This is a genomic window from Stenotrophomonas sp. YJH_SMC_12-1 (assembly GCF_059370935.1).
Genome location: NZ_JCAFUD010000001.1, coordinates 567,541 through 583,415, shown reverse-complemented (window position 1 = coordinate 583,415; position 15,875 = coordinate 567,541). Strand labels below are relative to the sequence as shown.

Annotated in this window: 9 protein-coding genes; 8 read left to right on the top strand and 1 reads right to left on the bottom strand. The window is 66.2% G+C overall.

All coding sequences use genetic code 11. The features are described from left to right. Positions 1–212 precede the first annotated feature (212 nt). Complete coding sequence (prpR, locus tag AC5P8Y_RS02700; protein WP_049431674.1) at positions 213–1,796, bottom strand: propionate catabolism operon regulatory protein PrpR; 1,584 nt, start codon at positions 1,794–1,796, stop codon at positions 213–215. 154 nt (positions 1,797–1,950) lie between these two features. Between prpR and prpB the strand changes: the two genes are divergently transcribed. The 8 genes from prpB (at position 1,951) to AC5P8Y_RS02660 (ending at position 15,834) form a co-directional block, all read left to right on the top strand. Then, positions 1,951–2,844 (top strand): methylisocitrate lyase, encoded by an 894-nt coding sequence (gene prpB, locus AC5P8Y_RS02695; RefSeq protein WP_010482769.1) that lies wholly within the window; start codon positions 1,951–1,953, stop codon positions 2,842–2,844. A 36-nt stretch (positions 2,845–2,880) separates the two neighbouring features. Continuing rightward, on the top strand, positions 2,881–4,038 hold the full coding sequence (prpC, locus tag AC5P8Y_RS02690) for a bifunctional 2-methylcitrate synthase/citrate synthase (RefSeq protein WP_111188339.1): 1,158 nt from the start codon (positions 2,881–2,883) through the stop codon (positions 4,036–4,038). Positions 4,039–4,135: 97 nt separating this feature from the next. Continuing rightward, entirely contained in the window at positions 4,136–6,754 is a 2,619-nt protein-coding gene (acnD, locus tag AC5P8Y_RS02685) for a Fe/S-dependent 2-methylisocitrate dehydratase AcnD (protein WP_111188340.1), read from the top strand. Positions 6,755–6,848: 94 nt separating this feature from the next. Further along, positions 6,849–7,553, top strand: a complete 705-nt coding sequence (locus AC5P8Y_RS02680; protein ID WP_033835384.1) for a hypothetical protein — start codon at positions 6,849–6,851, stop codon at positions 7,551–7,553. Beyond that, positions 7,553–7,921, top strand: a complete 369-nt coding sequence (locus AC5P8Y_RS02675) for a type II toxin-antitoxin system ParD family antitoxin (protein ID WP_231522733.1) — start codon at positions 7,553–7,555, stop codon at positions 7,919–7,921. The genes AC5P8Y_RS02680 and AC5P8Y_RS02675 overlap by 1 nt, the downstream gene beginning before the upstream one ends. A gap of 52 nt (positions 7,922–7,973) precedes the next feature. Then, positions 7,974–9,152, top strand: a complete 1,179-nt coding sequence (gene prpF, locus AC5P8Y_RS02670; RefSeq protein WP_049431667.1) for a 2-methylaconitate cis-trans isomerase PrpF — start codon at positions 7,974–7,976, stop codon at positions 9,150–9,152. 150 nt (positions 9,153–9,302) lie between these two features. After that, complete coding sequence (locus AC5P8Y_RS02665) at positions 9,303–10,763, top strand: bifunctional 2-methylcitrate dehydratase/aconitate hydratase (protein WP_049431665.1); 1,461 nt, start codon at positions 9,303–9,305, stop codon at positions 10,761–10,763. Positions 10,764–10,926: 163 nt separating this feature from the next. Beyond that, the gene (locus AC5P8Y_RS02660) at positions 10,927–15,834 is read left to right on the top strand and encodes an alpha-2-macroglobulin family protein (protein WP_049404546.1); all 4,908 of its coding nucleotides are present in this window, start codon (positions 10,927–10,929) and stop codon (positions 15,832–15,834) included. The last annotated feature ends 41 nt before the right edge of the window (positions 15,835–15,875 follow it).

Sequence of the window (15,875 nt, the reverse complement as noted above, 5' to 3'; positions counted from 1 at the left end):
CGCCCGGCCGACGAGCGTGCTGTAGCGCCTGGACGCTCCAGTAGATCCACGCCATGCGTGGATGGGATGATTGGGAAAAGCGGTGCGAACCAAGGTTCGCACCCACCGGGAATCGCTTCGCACCGCCGAGGGCATCGGTTTGCCCCCAAACAGACATCGGCATCGGTTCGCCCCGGCCAGAGATCGGTGTGCACCAGCCAGATGGCAGGACGTTACAATCCCTCCGCGCGCAGCCAGCGCCATAGCGTGGTGCGTGAGACGCCCAGCGCCTGTGCCATGCCCTCGCGGTCATTGCGGTGTTCCTGCAACAGCGTTTCCAACTGCGCACGCGGCGGCCGCTTGCCATTGCTTTCCACTGGTAGCGCAGCGGCGCCCTCATTCACCAGCTCGGGTGCCAGCTGCAGCAGTCGCGCGGCATCAATCAGCCCCTCACCAGGTTGCCAATGGATGCGCAGCCGATCCACCAGATTGCGCAATTCGCGCACATTTCCGGGCCACTCTGCGGTGGTCAGCACCGCCAGTGCCTCCGCATCCAGTGGCGCGTCGATACCACGCAGCTGGCGGAAGAAATGCTGCGCCAGCAGCGCGATGTCACCGCGCCGGGCACGCAGTGCGGGCAGGGCGATGCGCAGCGCGGCCAGGCGGTAATACAGGTCGCGGCGGAAGCTGCCGGCCGCCACGCGCTGCTCGAGCGACTGCAGGGTCGCGGCCACCACGCGAAGGTCGACCGGGGTCGGCTCGGTGGCACCGACACGCAGTACCTCGCGTTCTTCCAGCACCCGCAGCAGGCGGGTCTGCAGTGGCAGCGGAAGTTCGCCGATTTCATCCAGGAACAGGGTGCCGCCGTCAGCGGCCTCGACCAGGCCGACGCGGCCGCCACGGCGTGCGCCGGTGAAGGCGCCATCGCTGTAGCCGAACAGCTCCGCTTCCAGCAGCGATTCGCTGATCGCGCCACAGTTCAGTGCCACGAAGCGGCCACGGCGTCCGCTGGCGGCGTGCAGCTGGCGCGCCACCAGTTCCTTGCCGGTGCCGGTTTCGCCGGTGACCAGTACGGTGCTGTCATGCGGGGCGTACAGCGTGATCTGTGCGCGCACCTGTGCCATGGCCTCGCTGTCGCCGAGCAGGTCGTGGGCATCGCTGCGCGGTGCGGCACGGCGGCGCGGCGCGGGCCGGCTGCCGCCGGAGCGGGCCAGGGTCTGGGTCAGTTCCAACGCGTGCTCGAACGCTTGCCGTACCGAATCTGCCGAGTACAGCAGCACGCCGGGCAGTCCGGCCTGTTCGGCGTGGTCGATGGCCATGCCGGTGCCGACGATCACCTCGATGCCGTTGGCGCGCAGGTCGGCGATGCAGTCGCGGGCATCCTCGCGGGTGACGAAGCGGCGATGCTCGATGTCCAGGCCGAAGCTCTGCTGGAAGTTGCTGAACACCGGCACGTCGCTGGCGTGGGTGACCAGGCCGATACGGCCGGCGATCCGACGTGCGCGCGCCAAGGCTTCCATCAGGTCGAAGCCGTTGGCCTGGATCGGCACCAGCGGCAGCTCCAGCCGGCTGCGCAGCCAGGCCGCGTTGGAGCCGCCGGCGATGACCACGTCGCAGTGCTCGCGGCGCAGGCGCTGGCCGATCACGTCCACCGCTTCCTCGAAGCCGAGGTTGATCTGCTCGACACGCGCGCGGCGATCGAACTCGGGAATGACGTCGCCGAGAAGACCGGTCAGCCGCGAGACGCTGACGGTCCAGATCACCGGCCGACTGGGGTCGGCATCGGCGTGGCGCAGGGGCGAGCGGGGCAGGTACATGACGGCGCGCGTTGGACGGGATGTTTCATGATACATCTGTTTCAATGTTTCATATGTTTCACTGTTGCGTCGACGTCATTCCCGTGAAATCAACGGCTTGCAGCTTGGCATGGTGCTTGCGGTCTCTTTCCCGTACTCCAACCTGGATTGCCGCATGACAGCTTCCACTCCTTTCTCCGCCGGTGCCCGCTTCCGTGAGGCGCTGGCTGCCGAATCGCCGCTGCAGGTGATCGGCGCGATCAACGCCAACCACGCCCTGCTGGCCAAGCGCGCCGGCTTCCGCGCCATTTACCTGTCCGGCGGCGGTGTTGCCGCGGGCTCGCTGGGCCTGCCGGACCTGGGCATCAACACCCTGGAAGACGTGCTGGTGGACGTGCGCCGAATCACCGATGTCTGCGACCTGCCGTTGATGGTCGACATCGACACCGGCTTCGGCCCGAGCGCGTTCAACATCGCGCGCACCGTGAAGTCGCTGATCAAGGCCGGCGCGGCCGCCTGCCACATCGAAGACCAGGTCGGCGCCAAGCGCTGCGGTCACCGCCCGGGCAAGGAAATCGTCTCGCAGGGTGAAATGGTCGACCGCGTGAAGGCGGCTGCCGATGCCAAGACCGATCCGGACTTCTTCCTGATCGCGCGTACCGATGCCATCCAGGTGGACGGCGTGGACAAGGCCATCGAGCGCGCCATCGCCTGTGTCGAGGCCGGTGCCGACGGCATCTTCGCCGAGGCGGCCTACGACCTGGACACCTATCGCCGCTTCGTCGACGCGGTGAAGGTGCCGGTGCTGGCCAACATCACCGAATTCGGCGCCACCCCGCTGTTCAGCCGCGATGAACTGGCTTCTGCCGGCGTTGCGATCCAGCTGTTCCCGCTGTCGGCCTTCCGCGCCGCCAACAAGGCCGCCGAGAACGTCTACCAGGCGGTGCGCCGCGATGGCCACCAGCGCAATGTGGTGGAGACCATGCAGACCCGCGAAGAACTCTACGACCGCATCGGCTACCACGCCTTCGAGCAGCAGCTCGATGCACTGTTCGCCGCCAAGAAATAAGCAGTACCCTGCACCATCAAGTTTTCGGAGGGAAACATGAACGATACGACCGCAACCCCGACCTTCAAGCCGAAGAAGTCCGTCGCCCTGTCCGGCACCGCTGCGGGCAACACCGCGCTGTGCAGCGTGGGCCGTAGTGGCAACGACCTGCACTACCGTGGCTACGACATCCTGGACCTGGCCAACACCAGCGAGTTCGAGGAAATTGCCTACCTGCTGGTGCACGGCAAGCTGCCGACCCGCGCCGAGCTGGTTTCGTACAAGGCCAAACTGAAGTCGCTGCGTGGCATTCCTGCTGCGGTGAAGGCGGCGCTGGAAGAGCTTCCGCCGTCGGCACACCCGATGGACGTGATGCGTACCGGCGTGTCCGTGCTCGGCTGCGTGGCGCCGGAGAAGGACGACCACAACCATCCGGGCGCGCGTGACATCGCCGACAAGCTGATGGCCTGCCTCGGTTCGATGCTGCTGTACTGGTACCACTGGAGCCACAACGGCCGCGCCATCGATGTGGAAACCGACGATGACTCGATCGGTGGCCACTTCCTGCACCTGCTGCACGGCGAGAAGCCGCAGGAATCGTGGGTGAAGGCGATGCACACCTCGCTGATCCTGTACGCGGAGCATGAGTTCAATGCCTCGACGTTCACCTGCCGCGTCATCGCCGGCACCGGCAGCGACATGTACAGCGCGATCTGCGGTGGCATCGGCGCGCTGCGCGGTCCGAAGCACGGCGGCGCCAACGAAGTGGCGTTCGAAGTGCAGAAGCGCTACGACAGTCCCGATGAGGCCGAGGAAGACATCAAGGCCCGCGTCGAGCGCAAGGAAGTGGTGATCGGTTTCGGCCACCCGGTCTACACCGTCTCTGATCCGCGCAACAAGGTGATCAAGGACGTGGCCCGCGAGCTGTCCGAAGAGCAGTCGAGCATGAAGATGTACAACATCGCCGAGCGCCTGGAATCGGTGATGTGGGACATCAAGAAGATGTTCCCGAACCTGGACTGGTTCAGCGCCGTCAGCTACCACATGATGGGCGTGCCGACCGCGATGTTCACCCCGCTGTTCGTGATCGCGCGCACCGCCGGCTGGAGCGCGCACATCATCGAGCAGCGCATCGACGGCAAGATCATCCGCCCGAGCGCCAACTACATCGGTCCAGAAGACCGCGACTTCGTCGCCATCGACAAGCGCGTCTGATCCACCTGCCGTACCCATCCGGCCGGCCGCGTGCCGGCCGGGTGCTTTCGCCGCCGCACCGCCGGCACCCGGCCCGCCCCAAGTACTCCGCCAGCCCATGAATACCGATTACCGCAAGAACCTCCCCGGCAGCGCGCTGGATTATTTCGACGCGCGTGCCGCTGTCGATGCGATCCAGCCCGGCGCCTACGCCACCCTGCCGTACACCTCGCGCGTGCTGGCCGAGAACCTGGTGCGTCGCTGCGATCCGGCCACGCTCGGCGATTCGCTGAAGCAGCTGATCGAGCGCCGTCGCGACCTCGATTTCCCGTGGTTCCCGGCGCGCGTGGTCTGCCACGACATCCTCGGCCAGACCGCGCTGGTGGACCTGGCCGGCCTGCGTGATGCGATCGCCGACAAGGGTGGCGACCCGGCCAAGGTCAACCCGGTTGTGCCGGTGCAGCTGATCGTCGATCACTCGCTGGCGGTGGAGTGCGGTGGTTTCGATCCGCAGGCGTTCGAAAAGAACCGCGCGATCGAAGATCGTCGCAATGAAGACCGTTTCCACTTCATCGACTGGACCAAGCAGGCATTCCAGAACGTGGATGTGATTCCGCCGGGCAACGGCATCATGCACCAGATCAACCTGGAGAAGATGTCTCCGGTGATCTACGTGCAGGACGGCGTGGCCTTCCCGGATACCTGCGTGGGCACCGACAGCCACACCCCGCACGTGGATGCGCTGGGCGTGATCGCCATTGGTGTGGGTGGTCTGGAAGCGGAGAACGTGATGCTGGGCCGCGCGTCGTGGATGCGCCTGCCCGACACCGTCGGTGTCGAACTGACTGGCCGCCCGCAGCCGGGCATCACCGCCACCGACGTGGTGCTGGCGCTGACCGAGTTCCTGCGCAGGGAACGCGTGGTCGGCGCGTGGCTTGAATTCTTCGGCGAGGGTGCCGCGGCACTGACCATCGGCGACCGTGCCACCATCTCCAACATGTGCCCCGAATACGGGGCCACCGCCGCGATGTTCTACATCGACGCGCAGACCACCGATTACCTGCGCCTGACCGGGCGCGAGGAGTCGCAGGTAGCGCTGGTGGAAAACTACGCACGTACCACCGGTCTGTGGGCCGACGATCTGGCGACCGCGCAGTACGAGCGCGTGCTGCACTTCGACCTGTCCAGCGTGGTGCGCAACATGGCTGGCCCGTCCAACCCGCACAAGCGCGTGGCCACTGCCGATCTGGCCGAGCGCGGCATCGCCGACGAGGCCAAGCTGGAAGCGGGCAAGGCCGAGCAGGCGCAGGGCCTGATGCCCGATGGCGCGGTGATCATCGCGGCCATCACCAGCTGCACCAACACCTCCAATCCGCGCAACGTGATCGCCGCCGCACTGCTGGCGCGCAACGCCAACGCACGTGGCCTGCAGCGCAAGCCGTGGGTGAAGTCGTCGCTGGCGCCGGGTTCCAAGGCCGTCCAGCTGTACCTGGAAGAATCCGGCCTGCTGCCGGACCTGGAGCAGCTCGGCTTCGGCATCGTCGCCTTCGCGTGCACTACCTGCAATGGCATGAGTGGTGCGCTGGATCCGAAGATCCAGCAGGAAATCATCGACCGTGACCTGTATTCCACGGCCGTGCTGTCGGGTAACCGCAACTTCGATGGCCGCATCCATCCGTACGCCAAGCAGGCCTTCCTGGCGTCGCCACCGCTGGTGATCGCCTATGCCATCGCCGGCACTGTGCGCTTTGACATCGAGAAGGACGTGCTGGGCGTGGACGCCGACGGCAACGAGGTGCGCCTGAAGGACATCTGGCCGAGCGACGCCGAGATCGACGCGGTGGTGAAGGCCTCGGTGAAGCCCGAGCAGTTCCGCAAGGTCTACAACCCGATGTTCAACGTGCGCGTGGAGCACGGCGCCGCGGTCAGCCCGCTGTACGACTGGCGCCCGCAGAGCACCTACATCCGTCGTCCTCCGTACTGGGAGGGCGCACTGGCCGGCGAGCGCACGCTGGCAGGCATGCGCGCGCTGGCGGTGCTGCCGGACAACATCACCACCGACCACCTGTCGCCGTCCAACGCGATTCTGGCGTCCAGTGCCGCCGGCGAATACCTCGCGAAGATGGGCCTGCCGGAAGAGGACTTCAATTCCTACGCCACCCATCGCGGCGACCACCTGACCGCGCAGCGCGCCACCTTCGCCAATCCGAAGCTGTTCAACGAAATGGTGCGCAATGACGACGGCAGCGTGAAGCAGGGTTCGCTGGCGCGCGTGGAGCCGGAAGGCAAGGTGATGCGCATGTGGGAGGCGATCGAGACCTACATGGAGCGCAAGCAGCCGCTGATCATCATCGCCGGCGCCGACTACGGCCAGGGCAGCTCGCGTGACTGGGCCGCAAAGGGCGTGCGCCTGGCTGGCGTCGAGGCGATCGTGGCCGAGGGCTTCGAACGCATCCACCGTACCAACCTGATCGGCATGGGCGTGCTGCCGCTGGAGTTCAAGCCGGGCACCACCCGCCTGACCCTGGGGATCGACGGTACCGAGACCTTTGACGTGATCGGCGAGCGTACCCCGCGTGCCGAACTGACCCTGGTCATCCACCGCCGCGACGGCCAGGACGTGATCGTGCCGGTCACCTGCCGCCTGGACAGCGACGAGGAAGTGGCGATCTACGAGGCCGGCGGCGTGCTGCAGCGCTTCGCCCAGGACTTCCTGGAAGGCGCCAAGGTGGCGTAAGGCAGCAGATAGCTGACTTGTATCGAGTTGCCGCCATGCTGGCTTCGGCCCGCATGGCGGTGGTCACGGAGGAGAGGGGTGTTGCCCCATCTGCATGGGAACGGCGTTCTACAACATCGCAGGCACGGTCAACACCGCCTTCATCCTGCTGAGCCTATTGGGTGTGGGCGCGCAGTTGCGCCTGGTGCGCAACCGTCGGGAGCGTGCGGACGCGACTGACAGCGCCACTGCAGTATTGTCGCTGAATCAATTCACGGTCAGCTTCCTGGCGTACCTGTCTTTCTTCGTCTATGGCTACAGCGTCACGCCGTTCAATCACTTCATTGTCTGGCCACGCTTGCTCGCGTCGGTGCTGGTCATGGCCATCCTGGTGGAGATCTGGCGCGACCGACGGAATCGCTCCGCGACGACCAGCGTGTTGGCAGCCGCGCTGCTGCTGATCTGCGCGCTGACCGGCTTGGCCTGGGGTGATCGTCACGCGGACGAGGGCAGGGTGGTGGCCAGTGCGATGATCGTGGCCATCACTGCCTTGCTGGCGCAGGGCTACACGCATCAGATCCTGTTGATCCTTCGCAATGGCCATACCGGTGCAGTGTCGCTGCGGATGAGCCAGTGGATCCTGCTCATGGACCTGTCCACGATCGTATTTGCCTTCGCCATGGGCCTACGGATGGGATGGCCGTTGCTGCTGCTGGCAGTGGTGAGTGGCAGTACCAAGCTGGTCATCCTGTACCTGTTCCGATGGCAGCAGGGAACGTCCGCGCGGGCGCGGCGAAGTCATACTGGAGCGCCTGCGTGATGGCGAAGGCCTCTTTAAGCAACGGCTGGCGCTTTCTGCCCTTGTCGTTGCCTTTGGTGCCTCGCAGACTGTCGCGTGACAGTTCCGCAGTGGAGGTCTATATGGTCAATGTCAACGTGGTGCTGACTGATGAGCTCAAACAGTTCGTGGACCAGGAAGTTCGTGAAGGCGACTACGCCAGCGCTTCCGAGTACGTTCGCGACCTTATCCGTCAGCGTCGGCGAAGCAAGGCTGAAGACCTGCTTCGCCAGTTGATCGCTGAAGGTCTTGCTTCGGGGCCTCCGGCCCCCTGCCTCTGGGGCACTTCCAGAAACTGCTCGAGCGCGCATCGAATCGAAGATGAAGCCAGTACATATGGCCCACCTTAGGGCGGTGCACGGCTCCCAGAGAATTGTTTCACTGCACACAGGAACCCGATCCATGACCTTCCTCCCGCAACTCCGTATTCCCGCCACCTACATGCGTGGTGGCACCAGCAAGGGCGTGTTCTTCCGCCTGCAGGATCTGCCGGAAGCCGCGCAGGTGCCAGGTGCCGCACGCGATGCGCTGCTGATGCGCGTGATCGGCTCGCCAGATCCGTATGGCAAGCAGACCGATGGCATGGGCGGTGCAACGTCCAGCACCAGCAAATGCGTGATCATCTCCACCGCTTCGGTGCCGGACCACGATGTGGACTACCTGTACGGCCAGGTCTCGATCGATACCGCCTTCGTCGACTGGAGCGGCAACTGCGGCAACCTCAGCACTGCGGTCGGCCCGTTCGCGATTGCCAACGGCCTGATCGATCCCGCCCGCGTGCCGCGCGATGGCCTGTGCACCGTACGCATCTGGCAGGCCAACATCGGCAAGACCATCATCGCGCACGTGCCGATGCGCGATGGCGAAGTACAGGAGACCGGCGATTTCGAGCTGGATGGCGTGACCTTCCCGGCGGCCGAGATCCAGCTGGAATTCATCGATCCGTCCGACGACGGTGATGCGGGCGCGATGTTCCCGACCGGCAATCTGGTCGATACATTGGACGTGCCCGGCGTGGGCAGCTTCGAGGTGACCATGATCACCGCCGGCATCCCGACCATCTTCCTCAACGCCGCCGACCTCGGCTACACCGGGACCGAGCTGCAGCCGGCAATCAACGAAGACAAGGCGGCACTACAGAAGTTCGAGACCATTCGTGCCTACGGCGCGCTGCGCATGGGCCTGATCAACACGCTGGAAGACGCGGCAACCCGCCAGCACACACCGAAGGTCGCCTTCGTGGCACCGGCACAGGACTACGTGTCGTCCAGCGGCAAGGCCATTCCGGCCTCGGCGATCGACCTGCATGCGCGTGCGCTGTCGATGGGCAAGCTGCATCACGCGATGATGGGGACCGCCGCCGTGGCGATCGGTACCGCAGCGGCGATTCCGGGCACGCTGGTCAATCGCGCGGCCGGTGGCGGCGAACGCGAAGCAGTAACCTTCGGCCATCCCTCCGGCACGCTGCGCGTGGGCGCGCTGGCCGGCCTCGTTGACGGCCAGTGGACGGTGACCAAGGCCATCATGAGCCGCAGCGCCCGCGTATTGATGGAAGGCAAGGTGCGGGTACCGGCCGAGTAACCAGCCGAACGGCGCCGGCATCACATGCTCTGGTGGATGCCAACCTTGGTTGGCATTGCATTGGCACCGCCCGGGTACGGTCCAGCGCCAGCCTAGGTTGGCGATTACCGGGAGGCGCGGCCTGACCTGCTTCTGAAGAGGAGATCGACGATGTCCGACAACCACACCCCATCCAACGAGCGTGCAGCGTGGGATGCACTGCTGGTGGATATCGTCGATTACGTGCGCGATGCCCGCATCGACTCTCCGCTGGCCTTCCAGACCGCGCACCACTGCCTGCTCGATACGCTGGGCTGTGGCCTGGAAGCGCTGTCCTTCCCGGCCTGCAGCAAGCTGCTCGGGCCGCTGGTGCCAGGCATCAGCGTGGTCAACGGCGCGCGCGTACCGGGCACGCACTACGTGCTGGATCCGGTGCAGGCCGCCTTCAACATCGGCGCAATGGTGCGCTGGCTGGATTTCAACGACACCTGGCTCGCCGCCGAATGGGGGCACCCGTCGGACAACCTGGGCGGCATCCTCGCCGTCTGCGATTGGCTGGGCCGCAACGCGCAGGCCCTGCGCCGACCGCCGCCGACCGTGCACGACGTGTTGCTGGCGATGATCAAGGCGCACGAGATCCAGGGCGTGCTGGCCCTGCAGAACTCCTTCAACCAGGTCGGGCTGGACCATGTGGTGCTGGTCAAGGTCGCCACCACGGCGGTGGTCTCGCAGCTGCTCGGGCTGGACCGCGAGCGCATGCTCAATGCGCTGTCGCTGGCCTGGGTCGATGGCCAAGCGCTGCGCACCTACCGGCACGCACCCAACACCGGCTCGCGCAAGAGCTGGGCGGCCGGCGATGCGACCAGCCGTGGCGTGCGCCTGGCCTTGATGGCAGCCAGCGGTGAGATGGGCTATGCCAGCGTGCTGAGCGCGCCAACCTGGGGCTTCGAGGCCGTGTCCATGCGCGGTCAGGCACTGACGCTGGGGCGACCGTTAGGCAGCTATGTGATGGAGAACGTGCTGTTCAAGATCAGCTACCCGGCCGAGTTCCACGGCCAGACCGCAGTGGAGGCCGCGGTCATGCTGCACCAGCAGTTGCTTGCGATGGGGCGGCGGGTCGAGGACATTGCGCACATCGCGATCCGGACCCAGGAAGCCTGCATCCGCATCATCGACAAGCAGGGCCCACTGCATAACCCGGCCGACCGCGACCACTGCGTGCAGTACATGGTCGCCATCGCATTGCTGCATGGGCGGCTGGTGGCAGAGGACTACGAGGACGATGTGGCGGCGGATCCGCGCATCGATGCACTGCGCGCGAAGATGGGCTGTCATGAGGATCCGCAGCTCAGCGCCGATTACCTGGACCCGGACAAGCGCAGCATCGCCAACGGCCTGAGTGTGCGCTTCAGCGACGGTACTGAGCTGCCCGAGGTACTGGTGGAATACCCGCTGGGCCACGCGCGCCGACGTGAGGAGGGCATTCCGTTGCTGATGGACAAGTTCCGCCGGCACCTGGCCCACCGCTTCCCGACCACCCAGCAGCAGCGCATCCTGGCCGCATCGCTGGACCCTGTGGCGCTGGCGGCGATGCCGGTGACCGACTACGTGGACCTGTACCTGCCGGGCTAGAGCGATCGGTAGTGCCGGCCGCTGGCCGGCAATTCCATCCAATCTGCCATGCCGGTTGCCGGCCAGCGGCCGGCACTACCCGCACTTGGGGCAATTGCCGAATTCGCGTCAACACTTTGACGTGGCCTGCCTATAATGGCCGCCTCGATCAAGGAGTGACGACATGAGCGGTCCGGCACGGCGGAAGCGGTGGGGATGGGCGGCGGCGGTACTGGCAGGAGGCCTGTTGCTGGGCCTGGCTGGCTGCCGCAATGACAGCGGGCAGCTGCCCAAGGCCAGCGGTGAAGCCATCACCACCAAGGCCGAGCAGGTGAAGGAATTCACCCTGCTGCGTGCCTACCCGGACCAGAAGAATGACGGCCTGTCGCTGGCGCTGGAGTTCTCGCGCCCGCTGGTCGGCACCCAGGATTTCGACAAGCTGGTGCGCTTCGAAGAGAAGGTCGGCACCGACGACAGCAGCTGGACGCTGTCCGATGACGGCCTGACCCTGCGCTACCCGTTCGTCGAGGCCGGCAAGGAGTTCAGCCTGGTGGTCTCGCCGGACCTGCTGGCCGCCGATGGCAGCCGCCTGGGCAAGGAGCTGAAACAGAAGGTGTTCAGCGGCGAGCTGAAACCGGTGGTCGGCTTCGCCTCGCAGGGCAGCGTGCTGCCGGCCAAGGACAGTCGTGGCCTGCCGGTGGTCTCGGTGAACGTGCCGGAGGTCGACGTCGAGTTCCTGCGCGTGCGCGAGAAGGACCTGCCGACCTTCTTCAGCCAGTACCAGCGCGGTGGCCGCCGCGGCAGCTGGGAGCTGAGCAGCGACTACGAGCGCAGCCCGATCAACAAGCTGGCAGAGCCGGTCTACGTCAACCGCTTCATCCTGGGCGGCAAGAAGAACGAGCGGGTGCTGACCTACCTGCCGACCCAGGACATCAAGGAACTGCAGGAGCCGGGCCTGTACTTCGCCCTGCTCAAGCGCACCGGTGACTACGAAGGCGAGTTCGATACCGCGTTCTTCTCGGTCAGCGACATCGGCCTGCATACCCGCGCCTACAAGGACAAGCTGTTCGTCCATACCGCCGGCCTGAAGGACGGCGCGCCGCTGAAGGGCATCGACCTGCGCGTGCTCGATGCCAAGGGCGAGGTGGTGCTGAAGGGCAGCACCGACGGCAATGGCAATGCGCTGCTGAACTACACCCTGGATGCCACCCACGTGCTGGTCGCCAGCACCGGCAAGGACACCAGCTTCCTGCCGTTCAACCAGCCGGCGCTGGACCTGAGCGAATTCGCCGTGGCCGGCCGTGACAATGCCTGGTTCGACGTCTACGCCTGGTCCGGCCGCGACCTGTACCGCCCGGGCGAGACCGTGCGCCTGTCCGCCCTGCTGCGCGACAACGACGGCAAGCCGGTCAAGGCGCAACCGGTATTCCTGCGGCTGAAGCAGCCCGACGGCAAGACCTTCCGCGAGACCCGCCTGCAGCCGGGCGACCAGGGCTACATCAACTTCGAGCAGGTCATTCCCGCCGAGGCGCCGACCGGGCGCTGGCAGGTCGAGTTCCGCACCGACCCGGCCAGCAAGGAAGCGATCCAGGGCATGACCCTGCGCATCGAGGAATTCCTGCCGGAACGCATGAAGCTGGACTTGGACAGCGCGCAGAAGACGCTGAAGCCGGGTGAGGACCTGCGCCTGCAGGCCAATGGTGCCTATCTGTACGGGGCACCGGCCAATGGCAACCGCTTCACGGCACGTATGGCGGTGGCCGCCGAGCAGAAGCCGGTGGAGGGCCTGCCGGGCTATTTCTTCGGTGACCCGACCCTGCAGCTGCCGCGCGAGGCCAAGGACGTGATCGATACCACGCTGCCGGGCAACGGCCAGCTGCGTGAGGACGTCGCGTTGCCGGAAGAGGCAGCCAAGGCCAAGGCGCCGATTGCCGTGGTGCTGTCCGGCAGCCTGTATGAAACCGGTGGCCGCACGGTCACCCGTACCCTGAAGCGGGTGATGTGGCCGGCCAACGCCCTGGTCGGTGTACGCCCGCTGTTCAACCCGGAGGACGGTGCCGATTCCAACGGCAACGCGCGCTTCGAATTGATGCGCGTGGATGCTGCTGGTACGCCGCAGCCGGCCAAGGGCCTGAAGATCACTCTGGTGCGCGAGCTGCGCGACTACCACTGGACCTTCAACGACAACCGCTGGGACTACGATTTCACCCGCCGTTTCGAGAACAAGGAAACCCGCACCGTCGATGCCGGCAGCAGTGCGGTCGCCTTCGATTTCCCGGTGGAGTGGGGCGAGTACCGGGTGGACGTGTTCGACCCGTCCACCGGCCTGACCAGCCGTTACCCGTTCCGCGCCGGCTGGAGCTGGGGTGACGACAACCGCGGCCTGGACGCGCGCCCGGACAAGATCAAGCTGGGCCTGGACAAGACCGGCTACAAGGCAGGCGACACGCTTGAGGTGACGGTGACCCCGCCGCACGCCGGCAAGGGCATCCTGATGGTCGAGACCGACCGCATGCTGTACGTGCAGGACATCGACGCCAAGCCGGGTTCGACCTTCAAGATTCCGGTCACCGCCGACTGGGAGCGCCACGACGTCTACATCACCGCGCTGGTGTTCCGCGGCGGCAGTGCGCCGAGCAAGATCACCCCGGCCCGTGCGGTGGGCGTGGTGCACGTACCGATGGACCGCAAGGGGCGCACCGTGGCCGTCGGCCTGGCAGCGCCCAAGCAGATGCGACCGGAACAGGACCTGCCGGTGACGGTCAGCGCACCGCAGCTGGCCGGCAAAATGGCGCACGTCACGGTCTCGGCGGTGGACGTGGGCATCCTCAACATCACCCGCTTCCCGGTGCCCGATGCCGGTGCGCACTTCTTCGCCCAGCGTCGCCTCGGCATCGATGCCTACGACATCTACAGCCGGGTGATCGAGAGCTTTGACGGCGGTGCCGGCAAGCTGAAGTTCGGTGGCGACATGGCGCTGCAGGCGTTGCCGCAGGCCAAGCGCCCGACTGCGCGCGTGCAGACCGTGGACCTGTTCTCTGGCCCGGTGCAGCTCGATGCCAAGGGCATCGCCCGCATCCGCCTGAAGGTGCCGGACTTCAACGGTACCCTGCGGGTGTCGGCACTGGTCTACAGCGATGACCAGTACGGCAAGCGCGACGTGGAAACCGTTGTGCGCGCGCCGATCCTGGCTGAAGCCAGCATGCCGCGCGTGCTCGCTCCGGGCGACCGCAGCACCGTGACCCTGGATGTGCAGAACTTCACCGGCAAGCCGGGCCAGTTCAACGTGAAGGTGGAAAGCGAGGGCCCGCTGAACCTGGGCGAAGGCAGCCGCAGCGTGCAGTTGAATGCCGACGCCAAGACCACGTTGAGCTTCCCGCTTTCGGCACGCGAGGGCCACAGCGTGGCCAAGGTGCGGGTGCGGGTGGACGGCAACGGCTTCAAGGCCGATCGCCGTTACGACCTGCCGGTGCGTGCGGCGTGGCCGCAGGTGCTGCGTTCGCAGGTGCGCACGCTTGATCCGTTGGCCGCGGTCAGCCTCGACAACAGCCTGACCGATGGCCTGATGGCCGAGTCGGTGAATGCGCGCCTGCTGGTCAGCCCACTGCCACCGATCCCGTTCGCCAGTGCGCTGCAGGGTGCATTGAACTACCCGTATGGCTGTGCCGAGCAGACCACCAGCAAGGGCTACGCCGCGCTGATCCTGGACCAGGCAACATCGTCGATGCTCGGTGCCGACGGGCTGGATGCCAAGACCCGCCGCGAGCGCATGGAAGGTGCGTTTGGCCGCCTGGCGTCGATGCAGGTGGCCAATGGCAACTTCTCGATGTGGGGTGACGACGGCTACGTTAACCCGTGGCTGACCCCGTACATCACCGAGTTCCTGCTCGATGCCAAGGACGCCGGCTTCGCCGTGCCCGACAACGTGCTGCAGAAGGCACTCAACCGCCTCAGCGAGGATCTGCTGTCCGGTGGCAACCAGTTCTATGGCCAGGACGACCGCGAGAAGCTGAAGTTCGCCAACCAGGCGTACTCGGGCTACGTGCTGGCCCGGGTCAACCGTGCGCCGCTGGGTACCCTGCGCACGCTGTACGACAACGAGCGCAGCAAGGCGGTCGGCGGCCTGTCGCTGGTCCACCTGGGCGTGGCGCTGTCGTTGCAGGGCGATGCCAAGCGCGGCCAGGCCGCGCTGGCGGCGGCCTTCGCCAAGTCCAGCAGCGAACGCCCGTCGTACTTCGGCGACTACGGCAGTGCGATCCGTGATGACGCGCTGATGATCGCGCTGACCCACGAAAACAAGCTGGCCAAGCCGGCCTGGGATGCACGTGCGGTTGACCTCGGCCGTGGCCTGGATGCGCGCCGCAATGCCGGCTGGATGTGGCTGAGCACGCAGGAACAGGTAGCGATTGCCCGCCTTGGCAAGGCGCTTGCTGCCAACCAGAAGGCGCTGGTAGCCGGTGAACTGGTGATCGGTGGCAACACCGAAGCCATCGGCGAACGCAAGCTGTTCGGCCGCAACTTCAGTGCAAATGAACTCGCCAGCGGCGTGCGCTTCACCCCGCAGGGCCAGCCGCCGATGTTCGCCAGCATCGACGTGGCCGGTATCCCGCGCAGCGCGCCGGCACCGGATAACAGCGTGCTGGGCGTCGAGCGCAGCTACTACGGCACCGATGGCAAGCCGTGGTCGCCGCGGCCGCTGAAGGAAGGCGAAGCCCTGATCGTGCGCGTCACCGTCACCGCTGACACCACGATGCCCGATGCACTGCTGACCGACCTGCTGCCGGCCGGCCTGGAGATCGAGAACTTCAACCTGGGCGATGCCAAGCAGTGGGCCGACGTGGTGGTCGATGGCATCACCATCAGCGACCGGGGTGAAGCCGCCGATACCAAGCACGAGGAATTCCGCGACGACCGCTACGTGGCCGCGCTGAAGCTCTCGCGTGGCAGCAAGGCCAACGTGTTCTACCTGGTGCGCGCGGTGACCCCGGGTACCTACTCGGTGCCGCCGCCGCTGGTGGAGGACATGTACCGGCCGCAGCTGCGCGGCGTCGGCCGCAGCAACCCGACCACGATCACGGTGGTACAGCCGTGACCGCGCGGACGGGCCGCGACGGTGCGGCCCGTCCAGCTGGC